This is a genomic window from Streptococcus sp. 11273D007BT (genome assembly GCF_053547195.1).
The window spans coordinates 1,715,752-1,741,363 of record NZ_JBPWPE010000001.1 but is presented as its reverse complement, the minus strand read 5'-3'; the positions used below and the strand labels follow the sequence as shown (position 1 = coordinate 1,741,363).

Annotated in this window: 27 protein-coding genes; 23 read left to right on the top strand and 4 right to left on the bottom strand. The window is 37.6% G+C overall.

What is annotated here, in order from left to right:
• Positions 1-2: 2 nt before the first annotated feature.
• From ACEE75_RS08860 to ACEE75_RS08820, 9 genes are all read left to right on the top strand, one after another.
• The gene (locus tag ACEE75_RS08860; RefSeq protein WP_354369138.1) at positions 3-530 is read left to right on the top strand and encodes a YqeG family HAD IIIA-type phosphatase; all 528 of its coding nucleotides are present in this window, start codon (positions 3-5) and stop codon (positions 528-530) included.
• Between the two features lies 1 nt (position 531).
• A complete protein-coding gene (yqeH, locus tag ACEE75_RS08855; RefSeq protein ID WP_427894328.1) occupies positions 532-1,638 on the top strand; it encodes a ribosome biogenesis GTPase YqeH in 1,107 nt (368 codons plus the stop codon).
• 43 nt (positions 1,639-1,681) lie between these two features.
• Positions 1,682-1,993, top strand: coding sequence for a ribosome assembly RNA-binding protein YhbY (gene yhbY / locus ACEE75_RS08850; protein ID WP_427894326.1), 312 nt, complete (start codon positions 1,682-1,684; stop codon positions 1,991-1,993).
• 27 nt (positions 1,994-2,020) lie between these two features.
• Positions 2,021-2,653 carry a nicotinate-nucleotide adenylyltransferase gene (locus ACEE75_RS08845; RefSeq protein ID WP_427894324.1) on the top strand — a complete coding sequence of 211 codons (633 nt, stop codon included), beginning with the start codon at positions 2,021-2,023 and terminating at the stop codon, positions 2,651-2,653.
• Positions 2,650-3,240 carry a bis(5'-nucleosyl)-tetraphosphatase (symmetrical) YqeK gene (gene yqeK, locus ACEE75_RS08840; protein ID WP_447574114.1) on the top strand — a complete coding sequence of 197 codons (591 nt, stop codon included), beginning with the start codon at positions 2,650-2,652 and terminating at the stop codon, positions 3,238-3,240. The genes ACEE75_RS08845 and yqeK overlap by 4 nt, the downstream gene beginning before the upstream one ends.
• Before the next feature lie 11 nt (positions 3,241-3,251).
• On the top strand, positions 3,252-3,608 hold the full coding sequence (rsfS, locus tag ACEE75_RS08835) for a ribosome silencing factor (protein WP_354369128.1): 357 nt from the start codon (positions 3,252-3,254) through the stop codon (positions 3,606-3,608).
• Positions 3,609-3,676: 68 nt separating this feature from the next.
• Positions 3,677-4,414: a class I SAM-dependent DNA methyltransferase gene (locus ACEE75_RS08830; protein WP_354369126.1), complete on the top strand. Its 738-nt coding sequence runs from the start codon at positions 3,677-3,679 to the stop codon at positions 4,412-4,414.
• A complete protein-coding gene (locus ACEE75_RS08825; RefSeq protein ID WP_447574113.1) occupies positions 4,411-5,499 on the top strand; it encodes a nucleotidyltransferase in 1,089 nt (362 codons plus the stop codon). The genes ACEE75_RS08830 and ACEE75_RS08825 overlap by 4 nt, the downstream gene beginning before the upstream one ends.
• A gap of 168 nt (positions 5,500-5,667) precedes the next feature.
• The gene (locus ACEE75_RS08820) at positions 5,668-6,561 is read left to right on the top strand and encodes a family 43 glycosylhydrolase (RefSeq protein ID WP_447574112.1); all 894 of its coding nucleotides are present in this window, start codon (positions 5,668-5,670) and stop codon (positions 6,559-6,561) included.
• A 72-nt stretch (positions 6,562-6,633) separates the two neighbouring features.
• Here ACEE75_RS08820 and ACEE75_RS08815 read toward each other — a convergent pair whose 3' ends face one another.
• Positions 6,634-7,326: a gamma-glutamyl-gamma-aminobutyrate hydrolase family protein gene (locus tag ACEE75_RS08815; RefSeq protein WP_447574111.1), complete on the bottom strand. Its 693-nt coding sequence runs from the start codon at positions 7,324-7,326 to the stop codon at positions 6,634-6,636.
• Positions 7,327-7,562: 236 nt separating this feature from the next.
• Here ACEE75_RS08815 and ACEE75_RS08810 point away from each other — a divergent pair, with 236 nt between their 5' ends.
• The 8 genes from ACEE75_RS08810 (at position 7,563) to ACEE75_RS08775 (ending at position 15,519) form a co-directional block, all read left to right on the top strand.
• Positions 7,563-8,279 carry a YebC/PmpR family DNA-binding transcriptional regulator gene (locus tag ACEE75_RS08810; RefSeq protein ID WP_354369119.1) on the top strand — a complete coding sequence of 239 codons (717 nt, stop codon included), beginning with the start codon at positions 7,563-7,565 and terminating at the stop codon, positions 8,277-8,279.
• Positions 8,280-8,432: 153 nt separating this feature from the next.
• The gene (locus tag ACEE75_RS08805) at positions 8,433-9,209 is read left to right on the top strand and encodes a transporter substrate-binding domain-containing protein (protein ID WP_447574110.1); all 777 of its coding nucleotides are present in this window, start codon (positions 8,433-8,435) and stop codon (positions 9,207-9,209) included.
• Positions 9,210-9,224: 15 nt separating this feature from the next.
• Entirely contained in the window at positions 9,225-10,379 is a 1,155-nt protein-coding gene (locus ACEE75_RS08800) for an amidohydrolase (RefSeq protein WP_447574109.1), read from the top strand.
• 71 nt (positions 10,380-10,450) lie between these two features.
• Positions 10,451-11,290 (top strand): amino acid ABC transporter substrate-binding protein, encoded by an 840-nt coding sequence (locus ACEE75_RS08795; RefSeq protein ID WP_447574108.1) that lies wholly within the window; start codon positions 10,451-10,453, stop codon positions 11,288-11,290.
• Positions 11,291-11,466: 176 nt separating this feature from the next.
• Positions 11,467-12,321 carry a MetQ/NlpA family ABC transporter substrate-binding protein gene (locus tag ACEE75_RS08790; RefSeq protein ID WP_354369111.1) on the top strand — a complete coding sequence of 285 codons (855 nt, stop codon included), beginning with the start codon at positions 11,467-11,469 and terminating at the stop codon, positions 12,319-12,321.
• A 74-nt stretch (positions 12,322-12,395) separates the two neighbouring features.
• A complete protein-coding gene (locus ACEE75_RS08785; protein ID WP_447574107.1) occupies positions 12,396-13,769 on the top strand; it encodes a M20/M25/M40 family metallo-hydrolase in 1,374 nt (457 codons plus the stop codon).
• Positions 13,762-14,826 carry a methionine ABC transporter ATP-binding protein gene (locus ACEE75_RS08780; RefSeq protein ID WP_354369107.1) on the top strand — a complete coding sequence of 355 codons (1,065 nt, stop codon included), beginning with the start codon at positions 13,762-13,764 and terminating at the stop codon, positions 14,824-14,826. The genes ACEE75_RS08785 and ACEE75_RS08780 overlap by 8 nt, the downstream gene beginning before the upstream one ends.
• Positions 14,827-15,519 carry a methionine ABC transporter permease gene (locus ACEE75_RS08775; RefSeq protein WP_354369105.1) on the top strand — a complete coding sequence of 231 codons (693 nt, stop codon included), beginning with the start codon at positions 14,827-14,829 and terminating at the stop codon, positions 15,517-15,519.
• Between the two features lie 66 nt (positions 15,520-15,585).
• Here ACEE75_RS08775 and brnQ read toward each other — a convergent pair whose 3' ends face one another.
• A complete protein-coding gene (brnQ, locus tag ACEE75_RS08770; protein ID WP_447574105.1) occupies positions 15,586-16,965 on the bottom strand; it encodes a branched-chain amino acid transport system II carrier protein in 1,380 nt (459 codons plus the stop codon).
• A gap of 177 nt (positions 16,966-17,142) precedes the next feature.
• Between brnQ and sstT the strand changes: the two genes are divergently transcribed.
• The 5 genes from sstT (at position 17,143) to ACEE75_RS08745 (ending at position 22,495) form a co-directional block, all read left to right on the top strand.
• Complete coding sequence (gene sstT / locus ACEE75_RS08765) at positions 17,143-18,354, top strand: serine/threonine transporter SstT (protein WP_447574104.1); 1,212 nt, start codon at positions 17,143-17,145, stop codon at positions 18,352-18,354.
• A 130-nt stretch (positions 18,355-18,484) separates the two neighbouring features.
• Positions 18,485-19,327: an SAM hydrolase/SAM-dependent halogenase family protein gene (locus ACEE75_RS08760; protein ID WP_354369099.1), complete on the top strand. Its 843-nt coding sequence runs from the start codon at positions 18,485-18,487 to the stop codon at positions 19,325-19,327.
• Between the two features lie 8 nt (positions 19,328-19,335).
• On the top strand, positions 19,336-19,884 hold the full coding sequence (locus ACEE75_RS08755; RefSeq protein ID WP_447574103.1) for an ECF-type riboflavin transporter substrate-binding protein: 549 nt from the start codon (positions 19,336-19,338) through the stop codon (positions 19,882-19,884).
• Between the two features lie 102 nt (positions 19,885-19,986).
• Positions 19,987-21,672, top strand: coding sequence for an ABC transporter ATP-binding protein (locus ACEE75_RS08750; RefSeq protein ID WP_447574102.1), 1,686 nt, complete (start codon positions 19,987-19,989; stop codon positions 21,670-21,672).
• Positions 21,659-22,495: an energy-coupling factor transporter transmembrane component T family protein gene (locus tag ACEE75_RS08745; protein ID WP_447574101.1), complete on the top strand. Its 837-nt coding sequence runs from the start codon at positions 21,659-21,661 to the stop codon at positions 22,493-22,495. The genes ACEE75_RS08750 and ACEE75_RS08745 overlap by 14 nt, the downstream gene beginning before the upstream one ends.
• 95 nt (positions 22,496-22,590) lie before the next feature.
• Here ACEE75_RS08745 and ACEE75_RS08740 read toward each other — a convergent pair whose 3' ends face one another.
• A complete protein-coding gene (locus tag ACEE75_RS08740) occupies positions 22,591-23,262 on the bottom strand; it encodes a potassium channel family protein (protein ID WP_447574100.1) in 672 nt (223 codons plus the stop codon).
• A gap of 9 nt (positions 23,263-23,271) precedes the next feature.
• Entirely contained in the window at positions 23,272-24,648 is a 1,377-nt protein-coding gene (locus ACEE75_RS08735) for a TrkH family potassium uptake protein (protein ID WP_447574099.1), read from the bottom strand.
• Between the two features lie 102 nt (positions 24,649-24,750).
• Here ACEE75_RS08735 and ACEE75_RS08730 point away from each other — a divergent pair, with 102 nt between their 5' ends.
• Complete coding sequence (locus tag ACEE75_RS08730) at positions 24,751-25,530, top strand: DUF4931 domain-containing protein (protein WP_447574098.1); 780 nt, start codon at positions 24,751-24,753, stop codon at positions 25,528-25,530.
• Positions 25,531-25,612 lie beyond the last annotated feature (82 nt).

Genomic DNA, 25,612 nt, shown 5'->3' with positions numbered 1-25,612 from the left:
TTGTGAGTATAGATGATTATAGGCCGGACTTTTTAGTTGAGGCAGTTTATGATTTAACCCCAGACCGTTTGCGTCATCATGGTATAAAGGCTGTTTTAGTCGATTTAGACAATACCTTGATTGCATGGAACAACCCTGATGGTACCCCAGAGCTTCGTGACTGGTTGGATAGTATGACAGAAGCCGATATGCCTGTTGTAGTGGTTTCTAATAATAAGCACTCACGGGTTGAGCGTGCCGTTGACAAATTTGGTGTGGACTTTGTGAGTCGTGCCATGAAGCCTTTTACAAGGGGGATTAAGATTGCAATTGATCGCTATGGCTTTGATCCGACAGAGGTTGTTATGGTAGGAGATCAACTCATGACCGATATTCGTGCAGCTCACCGTGCTGGTATTAAGTCTATCTTGGTAAAACCGTTGGTCACATCAGATGCATGGAATACCAAAATTAACCGTTGGCGTGAACGTCGTGTAGTAGCCAAGTTAGAAGATAAATACGGAAAACTAAACTATCAAAAAGGAATTTAATTTGGAAGAATTATACTGTATTGGCTGTGGAGCCCAGATTCAAACCAAGGACAAAGAAAAAGCAGGTTACACTCCAAGTGCTGCCCTTGAAAAAGGGCTAGAAACGGGTGAGGTTTATTGTCAACGTTGCTTTAGATTACGTCACTACAATGAAATCACAGATGTTAATATTTCAGATGATGAGTTTTTAAAACTCCTTCATGAAGTAGGTGATAGTCAAGCTCTTGTGGTTAATGTTGTGGATATTTTTGACTTTAATGGCTCGATTATTCCAGGGCTACCTCGATTTGTAGCTGGAAATGATGTGCTTTTAGTGGGAAATAAAAAAGATATCCTACCTAAATCAGTCAAAGATGGAAAAGTAACCCAATGGTTGACAGAACGAGCGCATGAAGAAGGCATTCGTCCTGTTGATGTGGTGTTGACCTCAGCACAAAATAAGACAGCTATTCGTGAGCTTATCGATAAAATTGATGCCTATCGTAAGGGACGGGATGTGTATGTTGTTGGAGTAACTAATGTTGGAAAATCAACTCTAATTAACGCCATCATTCAAGAAATTACAGGTGATCAAAATGTTATTACGACTTCTCGCTTTCCTGGGACAACTTTAGATAAGATTGAGATTCCACTTGATGATGGTTCCTATATCTTTGACACCCCAGGGATTATTCACCGTCATCAGATGGCACATTACTTAAGTGCTAAAGACCTCAAGTATGTCAGCCCTAAAAAAGAGATTAAACCAAAGACCTATCAGCTCAATCCAGAACAAACCCTATTTTTAGGTGGTTTAGCACGTTTTGACTATATCTCGGGTGAAAAGCAGGGCTTCACTGTCTTTTTAGATAATAACCTTAAACTTCACCGTACCAAAATGATTGGTGCAGATGCTTTTTATGATAAGCATGTTGGGAGTCTATTGATGCCACCTGGTCCTAAAGATTTAGCAGGCTTTCCAAACTTAGTCAAACACGAATTTACCATCACTGAGAAGACAGATATTGTTTTTTCTGGCCTAGGATGGATTCGTGTTACAGGTAAAGCAAGGATCGCAGCATGGGCTCCAGAAGGTGTTGCTGTCCTACTTAGAAAAGCTTTAATTTAAAGATAGTCTAATAAGCACAAGCTTTTATAAAAAAGGAGAAAAAATGGCACTTACGAGTAAGCAACGTGCTTTTCTAAAATCAGAAGCACATAGCCTAAAACCGATTATTCAGATTGGGAAAAACGGGCTAAATGATCAAATTAAAACCAGTGTCCGCAATGCTCTAGATGCTAGAGAATTGATTAAGGTCACTCTGTTACAAAATACTGATGAAGACATTCATGAGGTAGCAGAAATTTTAGAAGACGAAATCGGTGTTGATACCGTATTAAAAATTGGACGAATTTTGATTCTTTATAAAGAATCATCACGCAAAGAAAACCGTAAACTTTCACCTAAAGTAAAAGCGATTTAAGGTGGAAAGATCGGTTCGGAGGATGCTATGGCAATTGAACTCTTAACACCATTTACAAAAGTAGAACTTGACACGAAAGACGATAAAAAAGGACGCAAACAGGTTGGTATCCTAGGTGGAAATTTTAACCCTGTTCATAACGCACATTTGATAGTAGCAGACCAAGTGAGGCAACAACTGGGACTAGATCAAGTCTTCCTAATGCCTGAATATGAGCCACCGCATGTAGATAAAAAAGAAACGATTGATGAAACGCATCGTCTCAAAATGATTGAGTTGGCACTTGATGGCATTGACGGTTTAGCAGTAGAAACGCTTGAACTAGAGCGTAAAGGGGTTTCCTATACCTATGACACCATCAAAATGTTAACGAAACAACATCCTGATGTGGACTATTACTTTATTATCGGAGCTGATATGGTGGCTTATCTTCCAAAATGGTATAAGATTGATGAGTTAGTGAAAATGGTTCAATTTGTCGGCGTTCAAAGACCAAAATTTAAGGCTGGTACTAGCTATCCTGTCATTTGGGTTGATGTTCCCTTGATGGATATCTCATCGAGTATGATTCGTGATTTTATCAAGTCTGGGCGGACCCCTAATTTTCTTCTTCCTAAACCTGTTTTGGACTATATCAAAGAAGAAGGACTTTATCAATGACCTATGAAAAGTATATCAATCTCTCTCGTGAAGACTTATTAGTGGCCTTGCAAAAGGTCATGAGTGAGAATCGTTTTCAGCATGTATTAGGTGTGGAAAAAGCAGCCATCCATCTAGCGCAGTTAAATGATTATGATCAAGAAAAAGCAGGTTTGGCAGGGCTTTTGCATGATTATGCCAAAGAGCTCTCAGATGAAGAGTTCTTATCTCTGATTGATCGCTATGCACTTGATCCTGATTTGAAAAACTGGAATAACAATGTTTGGCATGGTATAGTTGGTATCTATAAAATTCAAGAAGACCTAGGTCTGAGGGATGCTGAGATTTTACGCAGTATTGAATGCCATACTGTAGGTAGTGCTCAAATGACAACACTGGATAAGATTGTTTATGTAGCCGATTATATTGAACACAATCGCCAATTTCCTCTTGTTGAGGAGGCACGCTTGATTGCTGAGGAAGATCTCGATCGTGCAGTGGCCTATGAAACGGTGCATACTGTTGAATACCTAGCTAAAAAAGCTCTTCCTATTTATCCCAAAACCCTAGAAACATACAATGCTTATGTTCATAAGCTGAAAGAATAAAGGAGAAAGCAGTGACAGAAAAAGAATTACTAACATTAGTGGTGAGTGCTGCCGATGAAAAACGTGCAGAAGATATCGCTATTTTAGATTTACAGAGTTTAACGAGCATGACAGATTATTTTGTCATTATGAGCTCAACAAACAGCCGTCAACTCGAAGCGATTGCGGAAAATATCCGTGAAAAAGTGAAAGAAGCAGGTGGTGACCCTAGCCATGTTGAAGGTGATGCCAAAGGAGGATGGGTCTTACTGGATTTAAATAGTGTGATTGTCCATGTCTTCTCAGAAGATGAGCGTGACCACTATAACTTGGAAAAACTTTGGCATGAAGCCCCGTTGCTTGATGTTTCAGAATTTTTACCTAAATAATAAATCAATAGAGGTTGAGGTAGGTTATCTCAACCTCTATTAACCATTTTAGAAAGGATAAAAGATAGATGGCAACATATGAAACCTTTGCAAGAGTTTATGATAGCATCATGGATGATAGCCTTTATGATAAGTGGACAGACTTTAGTTTACGACACTTTCCTAAACATAAGAAAAAGTTATTAGAGTTAGCTTGTGGAACAGGGATTCAGTCTGTCCGTTTTGCTCAAGCGGGATTTGAGGTTACTGGCTTAGATTTGAGTGCGGATATGCTTGAGCTTGCTAAAAAGCGCGCTTCCTCAGCGCATCAAAAGATAGCCTTTCTTCAAGGTAATATGCTCGATTTATCAAATGTTGGGAGTTTTGATTTGGTAACTTGCTACTCAGATTCTATCTGTTACATGCAAGATGAAGTGGAGGTTGGTGATGTTTTTGGAGAAGTTTACAATTGTCTAAATGAGGGAGGCGTCTTTATTTTTGATGTCCACTCCACTTATCAAACTGATGAGGTTTTTCCAGGCTATTCTTATCATGAAAATGCAGAAGATTTTGCTATGGTATGGGATACTTATGCAGATGAAGCCCCTCATTCTGTTGTGCATGAATTAACCTTTTTTATTCAGGATGATGACGGACGTTTTACTCGCTTTGATGAGATTCATGAGGAGAGAACTTACGAGATTCTGACCTATGACATTTTATTAGAGCAAGCAGGATTTACAGATGTTAAGGTCTATGCTGATTTTGAGGATAAAGAGCCACAGGAGCAATCTGCACGATGGTTCTTTGTAGCTAAAAAACCATGATTACAGGAATTGTCGCAGAGTTTAATCCCTTTCATAATGGTCACGCTTATCTTTTAGGAAAAGCCCAAGGTTTAAAAATTGTGGCGATGTCGGGGAATTTTATGCAGCGAGGGGAACCTGCACTTGTGGACAAATGGACTAGAGCCCAAATGGCCTTGGAAAATGGAGCTGATATCGTTGTGGAACTCCCTTTTTTGGCTTCAGTTCAAGCGGCGGATCACTTTGCACAAGGAGCAATAGCTATCTTAGCGCGATTAGGTGTGGATAACTTGGTCTTTGGAACAGAAGAAGTGATTGATTATCAAAAGATTTCCACACTTTATGTGGAAAAACAGCAAGAAATGGTGAATTATTTGTCTAGTTTACCTGAAACCTTATCTTATCCACAAAAAACGCAGGCCATGTGGGAAAAATTTGCTGGTTTAAGTTTCTCAGGCTCCACCCCAAATCATGTCCTGGGTCTAGCTTATACGAAAGCAGCAAGTGCTTATGGCATCACCTTGAGCCCTATTCAAAGGCAAGGTGCAGCTTTTCACTCTGAAGAAAAAGAGACAAACTATGCCTCAGCAACTGCTATTAGAAAGCATATTTCAGATCAAGATTTTGTGGATAAGTTTAGTCCTTCAGCGCAGTTACTTTTATCTTGTCCACAAGTCTCTTGGGAAAACTATTTTTCTTACCTCAAGTATCGTATTTTAAGCCAAGATGATTTGACGACAATTTATCAAGTCAATCAAGAAATGGCACAGCGTATTAAAGCAGCTATTAGAACAGCTTCTTCTCTAGATGAGTTGGTAGAAAAAGTCGCGACGAAACGCTATACTAAAGCTAGAGTTAGACGAATGTTGACTTATATTTTAGTGAATGCCAAAGAAACAACCTTACCAGAAGGGATCCATGTCTTAGGATTTAATGGAAAAGGACAGAAATATCTTAAGTCCATAAAAAAAAGTGTCCCCTTGATCACAAAAATTGGCCAGAAACCTTGGGATGAATTGACACAAAAAGCAGATGACATCTATCGTTTAGGTCATTCTGATATCAAGGAACAGAACTTTGGTCGCATTCCAGTAAGAACCTTGTAAATAACATCAGCTAGATAGGAGTAGGTATTTTAAATGGATGGACTGGTATTATGTGAGCCTTGTTTTATCAATTGTTCAAGGGGGATGAGCTATCTTTTCAATTAGTATCATAAAATGAAGGAGTGCTATCTGATAAAGCATATGGAGAAACAAAGAGATAAAAAACAGATGAGCTATTATATAGTGGCATTTGTGTTAGTATTGATGGCGGTATTCATTTATATGGTAGGACGATCGCGTTACTTGTATGCATTTTTTAAGAATGATGACCAAAAAATACAGATTTATACAGGATGGCGTCCGAATGCTATCAGTTTATATAAAGAACTTCAAATCGTCGGTAGAGATCCTTCTATTCTTAGAGTAGGAGAGTATTACTATATAGCTGTTACAGAATTTGATCCTCAGACAGGTAAGGACTTTGTCATCTATAAAACGAAAGATTTTAATCAGATAGAACGTCATGAGATAAAGGCTGGTTTAACAACTCCTCAGACCCAAAGTGTCTGGGCACCTGATTTATTTCAGACAAAAGATGGAAAAGTGGGTGTTGTCATCTCAGTACAAGCAGAAGGAAATCCTTTAGAAACAGATAAAAATGGTAATGAGATGAAGGTGTTTGATAACTATACCATGATATTAAATTTGGAAAATATGACAGTTTCCACGGTTAAAAAGTTATTGTTAGATGGAGGCAATAAAATTGATGGTCATATTTTTTGGGACACTGATTCATATCGCTTACTGATAAAGGATGAGAAAAATAAGGAGATAGAGTTGTGGTCAAGCAACGATTTTGTTACTTGGTCTCAAGATTATGACACTATTCCTCAAACTAAAACAGATATAGAAGGGGCATTTGTGATAAAAAGTGGTGGTTTATATACCATATACACAGATGAATATCCAGAAGGGAATAAAAAAGCTGGAGGTATTTATTTTACTCAAACGAGAGACTTTAAGCATTTTTCAAATCGCCAAAAACTAACAACAAAAGACCACATTAGGCACGGATCGGGCTTGTATCTTCCCTCTATATTTGAATTCTGGGTAGATAGATAATTTAAAACTATTAGTATCTCATAAGGAGAAATGAATAAAAAAACTCGTCTGGGTTGTTGACCAGACGTTTTTTTATAATTCATTAACCACATATTGAAAGAGCTTGAAGTTTTCATTTTTTTCTTGAATCAGGAGTTCTGGGTGCCATTGGACACCAAGGTAGGCAATTTTATTGCTTCTTACTGCTTCGATGGTGTTATCTTTGGGATCAACTGCAATAACTTCAAGAGATGGTGCTAAATCTTTAATGGCTTGACGGTGAAAGGAATTAATGCTATTTTTAGAGCCAAAAATGTTAGCTAATTCGGAATTTTTTAAGACTGTGATTTCATGGGTAGTTTGAGAGCCTAGTTCACTTTGCCAGTGATTTTTTATCGATTGTTCAAGTGTTCCCCCCATGGCAACATTAACCAGTTGGGTACCGCGGCAGACGCTAAAAATCGGTTTATTTTGTTTGATAGCCTCAGCAACAAGGGCCAGTTCAAATTCATCACGTTCACGATGATAGTCATCACTATCAATAGTTTGTTCTTCACCATAATAATCTGGCAGTACATTTTGTCCACCTGTGATAATGAGTTTATCAATCATATCAACATAATCCTTAGCAATGGCAATATCACCGATTGGTAAGATGATAGGAATCCCTCCAGCTTCTTTCACAGCCTCAGAGAATGCCTTAGAGGCAAAGGTACGGGTGATGGCTTTATTAGGATCTAATTGATTGGTTTCGTTTCCAGTAATTCCTATAATTGGTTTTTTCATTTCCTTGTCCCCCCTCCTTTTAAATGGCTTTATTATCATAACATGATTTTAGACTCTTGTGAAATAGGAATTTCTTATCACTTTGATAGGAAAAACAAAAGACTTATTTTGCTCGTGAAAGCAGTCTAAATAATATTTTACCAAATGCTGACAAAGTGCTATAATATAAGGGATATTGATTTTCGCTCTGCTTTTAAAAAGCGAGATAAAACTAAAAAGATAAAAGGAGATTACCCATGGGACGTAAGTGGGCCAATATTGTTGCCAAAAAAACTGCTAAAGACGGAGCAACGTCTAAAATTTATGCTAAATTTGGTGTAGAGATTTATGTTGCAGCCAAACAAGGAGATCCAGATCCAGAAACAAATGCGGCTCTACGCTTTGTTTTAGAGCGTGCTAAACAAGCGCAAGTACCAAAGCATATCATTGACCGTGCCATTGATAAGGCTAAAGGTAATACAGATGAAACCTTTGTAGAAGGACGTTATGAAGGGTTTGGACCAAATGGTTCAATGATTATCGTCGATACTTTGACATCAAATGTTAACCGTACAGCTGCTAATGTTCGTACAGCTTATGGTAAAAACGGTGGAAATATGGGAGCATCCGGCTCAGTTTCGTATTTGTTTGACAAAAAAGGTGTTATCGTTTTTGCAGGCGATGATGCAGACAGTATTTTTGAAATCTTACTTGAGGCTGATGTGGATGTGGATGACGTTGAGGCAGAAGATGGCTCAATTACAGTCTATACTGCACCGACAGATCTTCATAAAGGAATTGAAGCCCTTCGTGCTAATGGAATTGAAGAGTTTCAAGTAACAGAACTTGAGATGATTCCACAATCAGAAGTGGAGCTTTCAGGTGAAGATCTTGAAACGTTTGAAAAACTCATTGATGCTCTTGAAGCAGATGATGATGTCCAAAAAGTTTATCACAATGTGGCAGATTTTTAAGTTTTACTGATAAAAAATGGTCTAACAGACGCAATCTATATGCATCTGTTAGGCTTTTTTGATATCTTTTTTCTATCACTGTGATAAAAAAGAAGTATTAGCCTTTTAGGATTAGGGATGTTATCATGGTCAAAATGAAAAGGAGTAGTGACGATGAAAAAAGTGTTGATAAGTTTAGGATTAGCTTTTCCTCTAGTTCTTGGAGGAGCATCTGCCAGTGCTGATGAAAAGGAAATTGTCGTGGCAACTGTAGGCGATATTAAACCCTTCTCTTATGAGAGTAAAGGGCAATTAACAGGTTATGACATTGAAGTGTTAAAAGCAGCCGATCAATTAATTGAAGACTATAAGGTAACCTTTAAAAAAACATCTTGGGAAAGTATTTTTCCTGGTTTAGATAGTGGTCGTTATCAGGCGGCAGCTAATAATCTGAGTTATACAGAAGAGAGGGCAAAGAAGTATGTTTATTCAACAGCTATTGCTAAAAATCCCCTAGTTTTAGTCAGTAGGCCTTCAGAAAAACTACGAACTCTGTCTGATTTGGCAGGTAAGACTACTCATGACGATGTAGGGACTTCAACAGCACAATTGGTGGAAGAGTGGAATAAAAAACAAGAAAATCAGCCTTCAACGATTGTTTATACTGGAGAAGATATCGGAAAACGTCTTTTTGATTTGAATGAAGGAAAGTTTGATTACTTGATTTTTGATAAAATCAGTATTGAAACCCTTATCAAACAAAAAGGTTATGATTTAGAAGTTACTGATTTAAAAACAGATATGAACCCTAATAACTATATTGTCTTTTCAAAAGATGCCAAGGACTTTGTATCCCAATTTGACAAGGCTGTTAAAAAACTTTATGCTAAAGGGGAGTTAGAAAAATTAAGTCAAACCTATCTCGGAGGTAGCTATTTACCAGAACAATAACAGAGTGGAGAATTTATGGAATCGGATTTTTACGACAATCTTTCTAAAGTGAGACAGCATATTCATGCTAATCCTGAAATTTCTAACAAAGAATTTCAAACGACTCAATTTTTAAAGCAACAATTAGAAGCTTTGGATATTAAAATTTTAGACTTGCCTTTAACAACTGGTCTTGTTGCTGAAATAGGGCAAGGTTATCCTATCATTGCCTTAAGAGCTGATATTGATGCTCTTCCTATTGTGGAAAAAAATACCTTTTCTTATGCTAGTCAAAATGGTGCCATGCATGCTTGCGGACATGATTTTCATCAAACATCATTATTGGGAGCTGCACAACTATTAAAAGCTAGAGAATCAGAATTAAGAGGAAGGCTTCGCTTGATTTTTCAACCAGCTGAAGAAGTGGCAACAGGTGCCTATGCAATGATTGCTGCAGGTGCCTTAGAAGACGTCTCTGCCATTATTGGTTACCATAATATGCCTTTTTTAAAACCTGGTCAAATCGGCCTACGTTCAAAGGCTATCATGGCAGCTGTTGAAAAATTTAAAGTTTGTGTGACTGGTGTGAGTGGTCATGCTGCCAGACCTGATTTGGGGGTGGATACTGTCTTAACCATTACAACGATGGTGAACAATCTTCAAGCAATTGTGTCACGTCAGGTTTCTCCTTTTGAACCGACAGTGTTATCGGTCACGCATATTGAGGTTGGCTCGGCTTGGAATATTATGCCTCATCAAGGTTTTTTTGAAGGAACAATTCGAAGTTTTACACCAGATAATCGTATTTTTTTACGTCAGAAGTTTACGCAGATTGTGGAGCAGACGGCTCAACAATTTGGAGCAGAAGTTGATATTCAGTGGGATCAAACGCCAAATGTCACTTATAATGATGAGATTCTAACCCCTTTGATAGCGGAAAATAGTAAAAGCTTTGCAGAAGTGATTGAGGTTGCTCCTGTTACGGGTGGGGAAGATTTTGCAGCTTACCAAGAAAAGATTCCAGGCGTATTTGCTTTTATTGGTGCAAATGGAGATCCTGATGCTCCCGATCTTCATCATGATACCTTTAAGGTAAAAGATGAAGCCTTGCCAATTGCTGTTAAATACTATGTTAACAATGCTGAAATGTTATTGGCATATTTTGGTGATAAAGAAAAGCTATCACGGTGATAAAAATTATCTACTAGCTAGTATTTTTAAATCGTGGTAAGATAGGTTTACTAACGTTTTGGAGGAATAATATGAAATTGAAAAAAGTAGTGACGTTTGCAGGTATCGCGGCAGCATCGGCTCTTGTTTTAGCGGCATGCAGTTCATCATCGTCAAAAAGTAGTACTACATCAAGCTCGAAAGAAGAAGTTGTATTTGCTACTGTTGGGACAACTGCACCATTTTCATATGAAAAAGATGGTGAGTTAACAGGTTATGATATCGAAGTGGCTAAGGCTGTGTTTGAAGGTTCTGATAAATATGAAGTGAAGTTTCAAAAAACAGAGTGGACTTCTATCTTTACTGGTCTAGATTCTGGAAAATTCCAAATGGGTGGAAACAACATTAGTTACTCAGAAGAACGTGGAGCGAAATACCTTTATTCTTACCCAATTGGGTCAACTCCTCAAGTTTTAACCGTTCCAAAAGATTCAGAGATTAAGTCATATGAGGACATTGCTGGACACTCTACTCAGGTTGTACAAGGAACAACAACTGAGGCTCAGTTAAAAGAGTTCAATGATAGTCACAAAGATAATCCTGTTGAATTGAAATATACTAATGAAAATATCACTCAAATTTTGACTAGCTTGAGTGAAGGGAAAGCAGACTTTAAGATTTTTGATGCCCCAACAGTTAACTCTGTTATTAAAAATCAAGGTCTAGATAATTTACAGACTATTGAGTTAGAATCTCAAGAACAACCATTCATCTACTTTATTTTTGGACAAGATCAAGAAGAGCTCCAAACATTTGTTAATGAGCGACTAAAAGAGCTTCAAGCAGATGGTACATTGTCTAAGTTAGCCAAAGAATATCTTGGTGGAGACTATGTTCCAACAGCAGACGACTTAACCGTTCCTAACAAGTAATCACATCAAGTCTAGAGCAACATGCTCTGGGCTTTTTAAAAATTGTCAAACAGGACGTTTGATTTACCTTATAGTTATTTTCTATATCCAGACTTAGCTAATAACAATTTGCTAGATGACATATATTGTGAGAAAATAGAAAACAGTTAAAGATGAAAATTAAAGGTGGAAATATCATGAAATTGAAAAAAGTATTAGGAATTACAGGATTAGCTTTAGCATCAACACTAGTTTTAGCAGCTTGTGGCTCAAAGCAAACAGAAGATAAAAATACCCTAACTATTGGTGTTATGACGAAAACAGAGTCAGATGAAGCACGTTGGGAAAAGATTGAAGAACTTCTAAAAGAAGATGGCATTACCTTGAAATATAAGGAGTTTACAGATTATTCACAACCTAACAAGGCATTAGCAAATGGAGAAGTGGATCTTAATGCCTTCCAACACTATAACTTCCTTAACAACTGGAATAAGGAAAATAAAGGGGATTTAGTATCTGCTGCAGAAACTTATATTAGCCCAATTAACCTTTTCTCTGGTACAGATTCTTCTGGTAAAGCAAAATACACTAAAGTCTCAGATCTTCCTGATGGTGCTCAAATTGCGGTACCAAATGATGCGACAAATGAAAGCCGTGCCCTATATGTTCTTCAGGCAGCGGGCTTGATTAAACTAGATGTTTCAGGTGAGGAACTTGCAACGATTGCTAATATCACTGAAAACAAGAAAAATCTTGATATTAAAGAGTTAGATGCTAGCCAGACTGCTCGTGCTTTGACATCAGCTGATGCGGCTATTGTGAACAATAGCTATGCAGTACCAGCAGGTATTGACTATAATACCTCACTTTATAAAGAGCAAGCAGACGAGGATTCAGCAAAACAATGGATCAATATTATTGCAGCTCAAAAAGATTATAAAGAATCAGACAAAGCGGATGCTATTGCTAAGTTGATCAAAGCTTATCACACAGATGAAGTGAAAAAAGTGATCGAAGAAACATCAAATGGTGTAGATGTTCCAGTTTGGTAAAAAACATAAGAGGTTGAGTTAGCTTACGGAGCATGGGATTTTCCCAGCTCCATTTTGTCGTATAAGGAGAGAAGATGGCATTTTCAAGTGAGCGTGAACAAATTGAAAAATTTAAAAATGATGAAGTTGCCCAACATTATTTTGAGGTTTTGCGGACGCTAATCTCAAAAAAGTCAATTTTTGCGCAACAAATTGGCTTAGCTGACGTAGCAGCTTATTTAGGAGAAGTTTTCTCAAGTGTTGGTGCAGAGGTGACGATTGATGAATCTTATACTGCTCCTTTTGTCATAGCTAAGTTTAAAAGTCCAAATCCTGATGCTAAAACCATTATTTTTTATAATCATTATGATACTGTACCAGCAGATAAGGACCAAAAGTGGACGGATGATCCTTTTAAATTGACCATTAGAAAGGGCTACATGTATGGTCGAGGGGTTGATGATGATAAGGGACACATCACGGCACGTTTAACAGCTGTTAGAAAATATATTAAAGAAGTTGGTCCTCTTCCTGTTAATGTGACTTTTATCATGGAAGGAGCAGAAGAGTCTGCTTCAACGGATTTGGATAAATATCTTGCCAAGTATCAGAAAGATCTTCTTCCAGCAGATTTTCTTATCTGGGAGCAAGGAGCTAAAAATAGTTCAGGTCAACTGGAAATCACAGGTGGTAATAAAGGCATTGTGACTTTTGATTTATCTGTCAAAAGTGCTGATGTTGATATTCATTCAAAGTTTGGTGCAGTAATTGATTCAGCTTCTTGGTATTTACTAAGTGCTTTAAACAGTTTACGGGATGAAACTGGTCGGATTTTAGTTGAGGGGATTTATGATCAGATTAAAGAGCCTAGTCAGCGTGAGTTGGATTTAGTTGAGGAGTATGCTCTTGAAAATAGTGAAACTTTGAGAAAACTATATGGTCTGCGATTACCTGCTCTTAAAAAAGAACGTCGCGATTTTTTGAGAACTTATTATTTTGAACCTGCCCTCTCAATAGAAGGGTTGAGCACGGGTTACCAAGGTCAAGGTGTTAAAACCATTATTCCGTCTAAGGCTTCTGCTAAGATGGAGATGCGCTTGGTTCCAGGTCTTAGTCCTCACTATGTTTTAGAGCAAATTCAAAAACATTTGAAACAGGCAGGTTATGATCATATCCGTGTGACCTATACTCTTGGTGAGGAAGCTTATCGATCCGATATGTCATCACCTGCTGTTTTAAAAGTTATTGAACTCGCTAAAGCTTTTTATCCAGAAGGAATTTGTGTCCTGCCTACTGCTGCAGGAACGGGTCCTATGCACACCATATATGAAGCATTAGGTGTCCCTATGGCAGCTTTTGGCTTAGGTAATGCCAATAGTCGAGATCATGGTGGAGATGAAAATGTTTCTATAGCTGATTATTATACCCATATTGAATTAATTAAGGAGTTAATAAAATCTTATGCCTAATCCTATTATTAAATTAGATCATATTGACATTACGTTTCATCAGAAAAAACGTGTCATTGAAGCTGTCAAAGACGTTACCGTTCATATCAATCAAGGTGATATTTATGGTATTGTAGGTTATTCTGGTGCTGGAAAATCAACCCTTGTTCGTGTGATCAACTTACTACAAGTTCCAACAGCTGGTAAGATTACAATTGATGGTGATGTGACCTTCTCAGATGAAAAAGTTCAGCTAAATCCAGCAGCCTTACGTCAGAAACGCCGTGATATTGGAATGATTTTTCAACACTTTAACTTGATGGCACAGAAAACAGCACGTGAAAATGTTGCTTTTGCCCTCAAGCACTCTTCTTTGACGACAGAGGAGAAAGCTAAAAAAGTTGAAGAATTACTAGACTTGGTTGGCCTTGCAGAACGTGCTGACAATTACCCATCTCAATTATCTGGAGGACAAAAACAACGTGTTGCGATTGCGCGTGCTTTGGCAAATGACCCTAAGATCTTGATTTCAGATGAATCAACATCAGCTCTAGATCCTAAAACTACAAAACAGATTTTAGCCTTATTGAAGGATCTTAATAAAAAATTGGGTCTTACGATTGTGATGATTACCCATGAAATGCAGATTGTTAAAGATATTTGCAATCGTGTAGCCGTGATGCAAAATGGAGTACTTATTGAAGAAGGAACAGTTCTTGATATCTTTTCTAATCCTAAAGAGACTTTGACCCAAGATTTTATCAAGGTTGCTACAGGGATTGAAGATGCTATGGAAAAAATTGAACAACAAGATATTGTTCAGCATCTTCCAGAGAATGCTCTATTAGCTCAACTCAACTATGCAGGAACTTCTACTGATGAACCCATCTTAAACGAGATTTATAAACGTTATGAAGTAACAGCAAATATTTTATTTGCCAATATTGAGATTTTATCAGATACTCCTGTTGGTGAGTTGATTGTAGTCTTGTCAGGTGAAAAAGAAAAACTAGTACAGGCTCAAGTAGCTATAAAAGAGGCAGGGATTGATTTAATCGTATTAAAGAAAGGTGCTTAAATGACAAACTTAATTCAAACATATCTACCAAATGTGTATCAATTGGGCTGGAGTGGTGATGCTGGTTGGGGAACTGCGATTTTTACGACACTGTATATGACGGTTATCCCTTTTATCATTGGTGGGATAGCAGGCTTAGGGGCAGGTCTTTTATTGGTTATGACAGGACCAGGTGGTGTTATTGAAAATAAGCCAGTTTATTGGATTTTAGATAAGATTGCTTCTGTTTTTAGAGCTATTCCATTTATCATCTTATTGGCGATTTTGATGCCTGTGACCATGTTGATTGTTGGGACAATGTTGGGGCCAGATGCTGCTAATGTTTCCTTATCTGTAGCAGTATTTGCCTTCTTTTTACGACAAGTGCAAGTCGTTTTATCAGAGCTGGATAAAGGAGTGATTGAAGCAGCACAAGCTTCTGGCGCGACAACTTGGGATATTGTTGGGGTTTACTTATCAGAAGGCTTACCAGATCTTATCCGTGTATCAACAGTAACCCTTATCTCTTTAGTTGGTGAAACGGCTATGGCTGGTGCTATTGGTGCAGGTGGTCTGGGAAATGTGGCCATTTCTTATGGTTATAACCGCTTCAACAATGATGTTACTTTTGTGGCAACCTTGATTATTCTTCTTATTATTTTTGCTATTCAGTTTGCAGGTGATAGTTTGACACGAAAAATCAGTCACCGTTAAGCTTTTGTTTAAGAACATAAAAAACGACTATCAGATGTAAAATCTGGTAGTCGTTTTTGTATCTACTTATTTTTTAACCTTTGAGAAAACAAGCCCAAGGATTAATCCAATGAGGGCAAAAGTTACCCAACCTAGTGAATATTGTCCTAGAGGGACAGCCTTGGTAAAGAAATTACTTAAAGCTGATGGGATAGTAAAAAATCCTGTCATAGTGGCAAAAGTAGAAATAGCATCATAAAGCCCAGCGAAAAATGTCAACCCAATGGTAAAGACATAGACACTACGATGAGAGTGGAAGTATTTATCCCCTAGCACTAAGAAAATTAAAGTAATCGTCAAAGGATAAAGGAGATAAAGGACAGGAACAGACCACTTAATAATTTCAGACAAGCCACCAAAGTAGAAAGTCGTTGCTATCAAAGTGAAGATGCTTGCCCACATCACATGAGAAATTTTTGGAATAAGACCATGGAAATATTCCGCACAAGCTGTGATCAATCCTGTTGAAGTGGTCAAGCAAGCAAGAAAGACAATAATAGAAAGAATGTTTTGCCCAATTGTCCCAAGATAGAGTCTGGAAGCTTGGCTAAGGACGTGTCCTCCATCAATAGGCATTCCATTTTGTACAAATTGTCCATTTGAAAAATCAAATAACCCTTGTGAGGTTGCGCCGATACGTGCTACAAAGATATAAATGAGTGCTAGGAGAGAAATAGCAACTAGACCAGATTTGATGGTCAAGCCTGAGATTTCTTTTTCAGAGGTTGCACCATATTGTTTAGCAGCATCAATCACTAGAACTGCAAAAGCAAGGGAAGCAAGAGCATCCATTGTTCCATATCCTTGAATGAGTCCAGCGATAAATGGAAGATCCTTGAAAGCATCGTTGACACTAGAGCTCGCATTGTGTGCTGCTCCAAGAGATCCAGAAGGATTGATAAAGGACATGATAATCACAACTGCAATCGTGATGAGAAGCGTCGGTGTTAAGTATTTCCCAATACGCTCAGTCATCTTGCTAGGTTTAATAGCCATCCAGTAGGATAACCCAAAGAAAATTAAAGCATAAATGACTTTGACCACTAAACTAGAACCAAAGATAGGTTCTACTCCCATGGAATAAGAGGTTGCACCAGTTCTTGGGATAGCAAAGAATGGTCCGATTGAAAGATATAGAGCCACAGAAAAGAAGATAGCATAAGGCTTAGAGACACGTGAAGCCAATTCTTCCATATTTTTTGCTCCAGACCATGCTGTTGCAATCACACCTAGAAAAGGAAGGGTAACACCTGTTAGGCAGAAAGCTAGGATAGATACCCAGACATTTTTACCAGAATAAATTCCTAAAAGGGCAGGATAAATTAAGTTGGCAGCGCCAAAGAAAAGCGCAAAAAGCATAAAACCAATAACGGTATAGACTTTAGCGTCAAATTGTTTTGTTTTCATATAAAACCTTTCCAAGTCATAAACATTTTGAAAATCTATTATAGCTTAAATTGTCATACAATTCAAGTCAATTTTATACAATTTAACAAATAGCTCAGTGAAGAAGAGGAAGGAAAGATTGACTTGCGCTTTAATTTATAATATGATGGAGAATGTGAAAAAATGAAGGAGTGTAACATGTCTAGATTTATCAGAACGTGGAATCGAACCAGTCTAATTAAACGGATTATGATTGGTGTCCTATTTGGGATTGTTTTAGGATTAGTAGTACCGAAATTTACAGTGATAGGCCTTTTAGGGAGCTTATTTGTAGGGGGCTTAAAAGCTGTCGCTCCCTTGTTGGTTTTTGCCTTAGTAGCGAATGCCCTTTCTCAAACGAGAGAAGGTCAAAAATCTAATATGAAAACAGTAGTGGGGCTATATCTTTTAGGAACATTTGCGGCGGCATTAATGGCTGTTATTGTTAATTATATCTTTCCTTTAAAGTTGGTGTTAAAAAAAGCAGAGACGGGTGAGTTGAGCCCTCCACAAGGTGTAGCAGAAGTGTTTCAAAGTTTATTGTTAAACCTAGTGGATAACCCAGTTAATGCTCTAGCAACGGCAAACTATATTGGTGTTTTATTTTGGGCGGTTATTTTTGGTTTTGCAATGAGAACTGCCAGTCCTAATACCAAAGACCTTTTACATACTCTGGCAGAAGTGACTTCCCAAGTGGTTAGCTGGATTATTAACCTAGCTCCATTTGGAATTATGGGCCTAGTTTTTACAACTATCTCAGAAAATGGTCTAGGTATTTTGGCTGATTATGGGATGCTTCTTGCGGTTTTGGTTGGAACCATGTTTTTCATCGCCTTAGTCATTAATCCTTTGATTGCCTTTGTGATGATGCGAAAAAATCCTTATCCACTTGTCTTTCGTTGCTTAAAAGAAAGTGGCGTGACAGCTTTCTTTACCAGAAGCTCTGCAGCCAATATTCCTGTCAATATGAAATTGTGTGAGAGTTTAGGCTTGGATCCAGATACTTATTCGATCTCTATCCCACTTGGTGCGACTATTAACATGGCAGGTGCAGCAGTCACTATTAATGTGTTAACTATGGCAGCAGTTAATACCTTGGGGATTGAGGTTGATTTTGCGACAGCTTTTCTTCTTAGTATTGTGGCTGCAGTTTCTGCCTGTGGTGCATCAGGTGTTGCTGGCGGATCTTTACTTTTGATTCCTGTAGCCTGTAGTTTATTTGGTATTTCAAATGATCTCGCCATGCAAGTTGTAGGAGTTGGTTTTATTATTGGTGTTTTGCAAGACTCATTTGAAACAGCCCTTAATTCCTCAACAGATGTTCTTTTTACAGCTGTAGCTGAAAAGTCTGTTTGGGGAAAGAAAAAATAAATAAAAAGCTAAGATTATGTAGTTTTTCTATAGTCTAAAACTATATCTAGCTCAAATAAATCGGTATTTTACACCTGCACTGTTCTATGTTATTATTGATATTCAATAATATGGAAAGTGCAGGTTTTTTATGAGTAATCAGTTATTGGTTTTGCAATCAGATTTTGGCTTGGTTGATGGTGCAGTTTCGGCTATGATTGGGGTGGCCCTTCAGGAAGCTCCTAATCTTGGAGTTCATCATTTGACCCATGAAATCACACCTTATAATATTTTTGAGGCAAGCTATCGCCTTTTTCAAACCATAGAGTATTGGCCAAAGGGAACTACTTTTGTTTCGGTTGTTGACCCTGGTGTGGGATCAGATCGTAAAAGTGTTGTTGCTCTAACCAATGCCGATCAGTATATTGTAACACCAGATAACGGGACTTTGTCTTATATTAAAAAACATGTAGGTATTAAGGCTGTTCGTGAAATTTCAGAGGTTAAAAACCGCCGAGAAAACACCGAGCTATCTTATACTTTTCATGGACGTGATGTCTATGCTTTTACAGGGGCAAAGCTTGCTTCAGGCCATATTAGTTTTGAAGAGGTAGGTCCAGAGCTCTCTGTTGATGCGATTGTGGAGTTACCAGTTGTGGAGACCCTAGTAGAAGAGGATTTGGTGAAAGGTGCCATTGATATTTTAGATGTTCGTTTTGGCTCGCTTTGGACCTCTATCACGCGTGAAGAGTTTTATCGTTTAGACCCAGAGTTTGGTGATCGATTTGAAGTGACCATCTATAATAATGATATGTTAGTCTATCAAAACCAAGTGACTTATGGCAAATCATTTGCGGATGTTCGAATTGGTCAACCTATTTTATACATCAATTCACTTTATCGTTTGGGACTGGCTATTAACCAAGGTTCTTTTGCCAAGGCTTATAATGTCGGTGTAGGTCCCCAATGGCATCTTGAAATTAAGAAAATTTAGGAGACGTTATGAAAAATAATACGATTAAAAATGTAGTGGCAACAGGTATCGGAGCAGCTTTATTTGTAGTCATCGGAATTTTGGTGAATATCCCAAGCCCAGTTCCAAATACTAGTATTCAATTGCAATATGCAGTTCAGACTCTTTTTGCTGTAATTTATGGCCCAGTTGTTGGTGGCTTGGTTGGCTTTATCGGACATATGGTAAAAGATATGTTTTCAGGTTACGGAATCTGGTGGACTTGGGTTATTCCAAGTGGTCTATTAGGGCTAGTTATTGGTTTATTGAAGCAAAGGTTATCAATTGAAAAAGGGCTATTTCATAAGAAAGATATCTTGACATTTAATGTCGTACAAATTGTTGCTAACCTTTTGGTTTGGGGCTTGATTGCTCCTATTGGAGATATCTTGGTTTATCAAGAACCTTCAAGTAAAGTTTATACACAAGGGCTTGTTGCTGGCTTGTCTAATGCGACAACCATTGCCATTGGTGGCACTTTACTTTTAGCAGTATATGCTAAAACTCGAACACAATCAGGAAGTTTATCCAAAGATTAAGGAGTCAGCTCAGTTGTTTGTCAGCTGAGTTTTCTCATATTCTGTAACTGTGGTAAAATAATAAAGTAAACTTTTAGATGAGATGTAAAGATAAGAGATAAAATGACAGATAACGTGATAGAATTTAAAAATTTTAGTTTTAAATATGATGCTCAATCGGAGCCGACCTTAAAAAATATCAATCTTTCTATCAAACGTGGAGAGAAGGTTTTAATTGTTGGTCCTTCTGGATCAGGGAAATCCACATTAGGACAGTGTTTGAATGGGATTATTCCTCATATTCATCAAGGTGAGCACGAGGGTGAGTTTTTGATTGATGGAAAACCTGCTTTTGACTTATCAATCTATGATAAATCTCATCTGGTCAGTACCGTGTTACAGGATACAGATGGGCAATTTATTGGTCTTAGTGTGGCTGAGGATTTAGCCTTTGCGCTTGAAAATGATGTGGTTTCTCAAAAGGAAATGAGAGATAAAGTTAATTTTTGGGCTAAGCATTTAGACTTAACACCTTTATTATATCATCGTCCTCAAGACTTATCAGGGGGGCAAAAACAAAGGGTCAGCTTGGCAGGTGTTCTTATCGATGAAAGTCCGATTCTATTATTTGATGAACCATTAGCCAATTTAGACCCTAAATCAGGACAAGATACGATTGCTTTGATTGATGATATCCATCAATCAACTGGCGGGACAACGATCATTATCGAGCATCGTTTAGAGGATGTCATTTACCGTAAGGTGGATCGCATTATTCTTATCAATGACGGCAGTATTCTTTTTAATGGATCGGTTAATGAGCTTTTAAAGACTAATCTTTTAAATGAAAATGGTATTCGTGAACCTCTTTATATTAGTGTTTTACGCTCTCTAGGTTATCCGTTTGAAGAAGAGCTGTATCTGGATCAACTTCATCGACTAGATTTACCAACTTATACCTTAAGTGGCGAGACTTCTACTCTAGAGAACAAACAATCAGAAGTGCTTTTAGAAGTAAAGGGATGGCAGTTTGCTTATCGTAAAGAAAATCCTATTTTGAAAGATATCAACTTAAGCGTTTATAAAGGTGAAAAGATAGCCCTAGTTGGAAAAAATGGTGCAGGAAAATCTACCTTTGCCAAAAGCTTATGTCAATTTGTTCAGGCAGAAGGTCAGATTTTTTATAAGGGAAAAAATATAGCAGATGATTCGATGACAGAGCGAGCTAGTCGCATTGGTTATGTTTTACAAAATCCCAACCAAATGATTAGCCAGACAATGATTTTTGATGAAGTGGCTCTAGGTCTACGTCTAAGAGGAATAGAAGAAGAAGTCATAAAAGAAAAGGTTTATGAGACCCTGAAAGTTTGTGGTCTGTACGCTTTTAGAAACTGGCCCATTTCTGCTCTATCTTATGGCCAGAAAAAACGTGTTAGTATCGCATCAATTCTGGTTTTGAACCCAGAAATTATTATTTTGGATGAACCTACCGCAGGACAAGATCAAAAAAATTACACAGACTTAATGAATTTTTTAAATGCTTTGCAGGAAAAAGGACATACTATTATCATGATTACACATGATATGCAACTGATGTTAGAATACTCAGATCGCGCTATTGTTTTAGCGGAAGGGCGTATTTTAGCAGATGCTAGTCCACTAGAAGTTTTAAACCAGCCAGCTGTTTTAGAACAGGCTAACTTAAAGCCGACGAGTTTATTTGCCTTAGCTCAAAAAATAGAGGAAAACCCTGAGCAAGTGACAGATTACTATATTAAAACGAGAGGAGATAATGATGCAACAATCTAATAGTTTGATTGGTTTTCATGAAGGTCAGGGTTTTCTATATAACCTATCTGGAGCTACTAAACTAGTTTTTTTCCTTCTGGTATCGATTGCCTGTATGACAACTTACGATACGCGTTTGATTGCGCTGGTCTCTGTTTTATCCTTAGTTTTGTTTCGTTTGGCAAGGATACGCTTACGTGATATTTCATTTGTCTTGATGTTTATTTTGACTTTTGCGACCTTAAATGTTGTGATGGTCTATCTCTTTGCACCAGCTTATGGTGAGGAGATTTATGGAGCAAAAACAGTTTTGGTAGAAGGTGTGGGGCGTTTTAACATCACAAGCCAAGAACTCTTTTATTTGTTAAATTTAATTTTAAAATATTTTTGTACGGTTCCTCTAGCAATTATCTTTTTGGTGACCACTCATCCTAGCCAATTTGCAGCTAGTCTCAATCAAATTGGGGTATCTTACAAGATAGCCTATGCAGTCAGTTTGACGCTACGTTATATTCCAGATCTTCAAGAGGAATTTCACATGATTAAACTCTCCCAACAGGCTCGTGGTTTAGAATTATCCTCAAAAGCTAGTCTCTTTTCGCGGATTAAAGGAAATATACGGATTATTACCCCTCTTATTTTTAGTTCGCTTGAGCGTATTGATACGATTTCAACTGCTATGGAGTTACGTCGATTTGGTAAAGAGAAGAAAAGAAGCTGGTACCAAGGGCAAGCTCTCCTTTGGTATGACTACCTTGTCCTACTTTTGGCAGTGCTAATTTTGTTAACAAGTTTTTATCTCTTTTATCTCAATGGTGGACGTTTTTATAATCCTTGGAAATAAAATAATTTAAAATAAAAACTAGAATTTTCAACTTCCTTCAACTTTGGAGACCTTATCTCAATTGTTGGAAAGAATCAGAAATTCTAGTTTTTCGTTTAGTCAAAATACCCTAAATAATCATATTTTTCAAATGTTTTAGAACTGGTAACAGCTACGATAAGATTGTTAGCCTCTAGCGGAGCTTGTAAGATAGAAGTCGTGTTGATTGGCCCTCCCTTATTAGAACGAATACCGATGACATTGATATCGTATTGTTGACGTAAATTGAGTTGAGGAATAGATTTTCCAATCCATTTTTTAGGGGTTTTAAATTCAACAATAGACACGTCACCTTCAAAATGAAAGACGTCATTAATACTATTTCGTAAAAGTCTAGAGACAAGATTTACCCCTGCTTCACGTTCGGGGGCGATGACTAAGTCGGCACCTATCCCGTAGAGGACTTCTTCGTAGGTTTTGCTTCTAGCCTTGGCAATAATTTGTGAGACTCCTAGTTTTTTGCAGTTCATAACAGCTAAGACAGCACTTTCAAGATTAGTTCCTGTTGCGACAATAACGGTGTCGCACTGGTCTATGCCGACATGTTTTAGAAAATCAATATCCGTCATATCACCGATAACGGCTTTAGTGACTTGATCGGCTAATTCTTGGACATACTGCTTTTCGCTATCGATGATAATGACATCTTGATCTAAGCGGGCAAGTTCTTTTGCGATGGTACGACCAAAGATACCGAGCCCCAAAACACCAATAATTTTTCTTTTCATAGTTTTTCCTTATCCAATAATAATATCACATTCAGCATAGTGAATGTCTTTTTCTTTTTTTTGTAAAATACTAAGAAGGACCGTGATGGGTCCAACACGTCCGATAAACATGAGGGCCATGATGATACATCGTCCTATTGTCGAAAGTTGGCTTGTTAACTCCATACTAACCCCAACAGTTGCAATAGCACTGCTAGCTTCAAAAAATAGGGCAAAAGGGTCTAAATGAGGCTCGTTTTCTAATAATAATAGATAGCCGATGATTAGGATCCCAAAGAAGAAGAGTAAGACGGTAAGAGTCTGTCGTAAAATACGTTGAGGGATTGTCCGATTTTGAAAGGAGACCTGAGATTGTCCTGCCAACTCTGCTCGAAATAAAAGAAATAAAATGGCTGCAACACTGACTTTAACTCCTCCTGCAGTTCCTCCAGGCCCTCCTCCTATCAACATTTGTAAGATATAGAGAAAATTTGTCGCATGACCAGTATCTAGGTAGGATAATGTTGAAAAACCTGCCGTTCTCATGGTGATACTTTGAAAAAAACTGACCAAGATTTGTTCAGGAAAGGTCAAATATTTTAAGGTCTCGGAGTTATTATATTCTAATAGAAAAGATAAACCTGTTCCTAATAAGAGAATGATAGCCGTACTGTTTAGAATTAAGCGAGAATGAATCGATAAGTGTTTCCAAAAATTCGCCCAAAATCGTGGTTGCTGTCGGCTGTTTAAGTAGCTGTTGTAAAGATCCTGCCAGACATTAAATCCCAATCCTCCAGAAAAAATTAAAAAAGCAAGGACAAGATTAATCAAGGGGTTGAGAGCAAAAACTTGTAAACTGTTTTGACCGATATTGTCAAATCCAGCATTACAAAAAGCTGAAACTGCTAAAAAGAGGCTATTGAAGATTCCATTTCCCCATCCAAATCTAGGAATAAAATCAAATGATAATAAAATCGCACAGATTAATTCAATTCCAAAGGTAAGACGATAGGCAAAAAAGAGATATTCTTTTAAATGGTGATGGGTGCTTTGGCTCATCGCAGATTGTAGCAATGTTTGATCACGCAGAGAGAGGCGTTTTTTGAGGCTGTATTGGCTAAAGGCGACTAAAGAGACTAAGCCAAGTCCTCCAATTTGCATTAAGGCCATTGCAGTCACTTGGCCCAGTCCATTATAGACCTCACTGACAGGAAATACAGATAACCCCGTCACACAGACCATAGATACGGCAGTAAAAAGATGATCAAGATAGCTTGTCTCAGGAGCATTTGGATAGTGCATTATAGGTGATGCTAACAATAAACTTCCAATAAAAATAAGACCAATAAAACTAAGGCTAAGTTTTTGAGTGGTTGATAGTGGATAAGTGAGGATTGATTTTTTCATAGAACCTCCAAAATAAACTAGAGTTATTATATCAAAAAAATAAGAGGTAGTGAGATTTGACAAGGAGAAGTCCTTGCGTATAATAAAAGAAAAGGAGAAAATATGACACGGGCTAAATTAACATTTAATAGTAGTATCGCAAAGAAAAAACCAACTAATCAAGATCGTTGTCCATTTTGTTATCAAGAGGAATTAGGAAAAATCTTGGATCGACAAGATCAAATGATTTGGGTTGAAAACAAATACCCTGTTTTAGAGCAGGCTTATCAAACCTTGATTATAGAATCAGATTGGCATGATGGGGACATTCCGATTTATTCTAGGGATTATAATCGACAGCTATTTTCTTATGCAGTAGAAAAATTTGAGTGCCTAGAGCAATCTGGGGAATTTAAATCGGTTCTATGTTATAAAAATTTTGGCCCCTTGTCTGGTGGGAGTTTGCGACATCCTCACCTTCAAATTGTGGGGTTAGAAACCGTTGACGGTTATGCTTTTATTCAAGAAAGTGCTTTTGAGGGACTGGAGGTTCAATCTTTTAGACAAGGTGCTAGGCTGGTCTTATCTTCGGATCCTATTGCAGGTGGTTTAGAGTTTAATATTATTATCTCTAAACGCTCGCATTTAGAAATCCTAGCGGATGTATCTCAGTTAGTTTTACGCTTTATCACACACGTTTATTTTAAAGATAAGGAAGCTTCCTATAATTTATTTTTATATCCTATAAAAGAGGGTTTTGTATGTAAAATCATGCCTCGTTATGTGGTATCTCCTTATTTATTGGGGTATGGTATTAGACAAGTTCCTAGCCAAAAACGTCTTAGTCAACTTAAAAGCAATCTAGAAAGTTATTTGAAAGACAGTTTATCAGATGATATTTAGACGATAAAAAGTCCATCTTCACCTCTTGGTTATGGGGAGGGTGAAGATGGACTTTAAAAGATGGGAACTCTTTATTAAGGGA

Coding starts and splice junctions, on each gene's coding strand:
- brnQ (WP_447574105.1), bottom strand. CDS start 16,965: ATGAAAACAAAACAATTTGACGCTAAAGTCTATACCGTTATTGGTTTT.
- ACEE75_RS08745 (WP_447574101.1), top strand. CDS start 21,659: ATGCAACAATCTAATAGTTTGATTGGTTTTCATGAAGGTCAGGGTTTT.
- ACEE75_RS08775 (WP_354369105.1), top strand. CDS start 14,827: ATGACAAACTTAATTCAAACATATCTACCAAATGTGTATCAATTGGGC.
- ACEE75_RS08830 (WP_354369126.1), top strand. CDS start 3,677: ATGGCAACATATGAAACCTTTGCAAGAGTTTATGATAGCATCATGGAT.
- ACEE75_RS08790 (WP_354369111.1), top strand. CDS start 11,467: ATGAAATTGAAAAAAGTATTAGGAATTACAGGATTAGCTTTAGCATCA.
- ACEE75_RS08785 (WP_447574107.1), top strand. CDS start 12,396: ATGGCATTTTCAAGTGAGCGTGAACAAATTGAAAAATTTAAAAATGAT.
- yqeK (WP_447574114.1), top strand. CDS start 2,650: ATGACCTATGAAAAGTATATCAATCTCTCTCGTGAAGACTTATTAGTG.
- ACEE75_RS08805 (WP_447574110.1), top strand. CDS start 8,433: ATGAAAAAAGTGTTGATAAGTTTAGGATTAGCTTTTCCTCTAGTTCTT.
- ACEE75_RS08810 (WP_354369119.1), top strand. CDS start 7,563: ATGGGACGTAAGTGGGCCAATATTGTTGCCAAAAAAACTGCTAAAGAC.
- ACEE75_RS08735 (WP_447574099.1), bottom strand. CDS start 24,648: ATGAAAAAATCAATCCTCACTTATCCACTATCAACCACTCAAAAACTT.
- ACEE75_RS08740 (WP_447574100.1), bottom strand. CDS start 23,262: ATGAAAAGAAAAATTATTGGTGTTTTGGGGCTCGGTATCTTTGGTCGT.
- ACEE75_RS08750 (WP_447574102.1), top strand. CDS start 19,987: ATGACAGATAACGTGATAGAATTTAAAAATTTTAGTTTTAAATATGAT.
- ACEE75_RS08825 (WP_447574113.1), top strand. CDS start 4,411: ATGATTACAGGAATTGTCGCAGAGTTTAATCCCTTTCATAATGGTCAC.
- ACEE75_RS08760 (WP_354369099.1), top strand. CDS start 18,485: ATGAGTAATCAGTTATTGGTTTTGCAATCAGATTTTGGCTTGGTTGAT.
- ACEE75_RS08730 (WP_447574098.1), top strand. CDS start 24,751: ATGACACGGGCTAAATTAACATTTAATAGTAGTATCGCAAAGAAAAAA.
- ACEE75_RS08815 (WP_447574111.1), bottom strand. CDS start 7,326: ATGAAAAAACCAATTATAGGAATTACTGGAAACGAAACCAATCAATTA.
- ACEE75_RS08780 (WP_354369107.1), top strand. CDS start 13,762: ATGCCTAATCCTATTATTAAATTAGATCATATTGACATTACGTTTCAT.
- ACEE75_RS08795 (WP_447574108.1), top strand. CDS start 10,451: ATGAAATTGAAAAAAGTAGTGACGTTTGCAGGTATCGCGGCAGCATCG.
- yhbY (WP_427894326.1), top strand. CDS start 1,682: ATGGCACTTACGAGTAAGCAACGTGCTTTTCTAAAATCAGAAGCACAT.
- ACEE75_RS08800 (WP_447574109.1), top strand. CDS start 9,225: ATGGAATCGGATTTTTACGACAATCTTTCTAAAGTGAGACAGCATATT.
- ACEE75_RS08820 (WP_447574112.1), top strand. CDS start 5,668: ATGAGCTATTATATAGTGGCATTTGTGTTAGTATTGATGGCGGTATTC.
- ACEE75_RS08755 (WP_447574103.1), top strand. CDS start 19,336: ATGAAAAATAATACGATTAAAAATGTAGTGGCAACAGGTATCGGAGCA.
- ACEE75_RS08845 (WP_427894324.1), top strand. CDS start 2,021: ATGGCAATTGAACTCTTAACACCATTTACAAAAGTAGAACTTGACACG.
- sstT (WP_447574104.1), top strand. CDS start 17,143: ATGTCTAGATTTATCAGAACGTGGAATCGAACCAGTCTAATTAAACGG.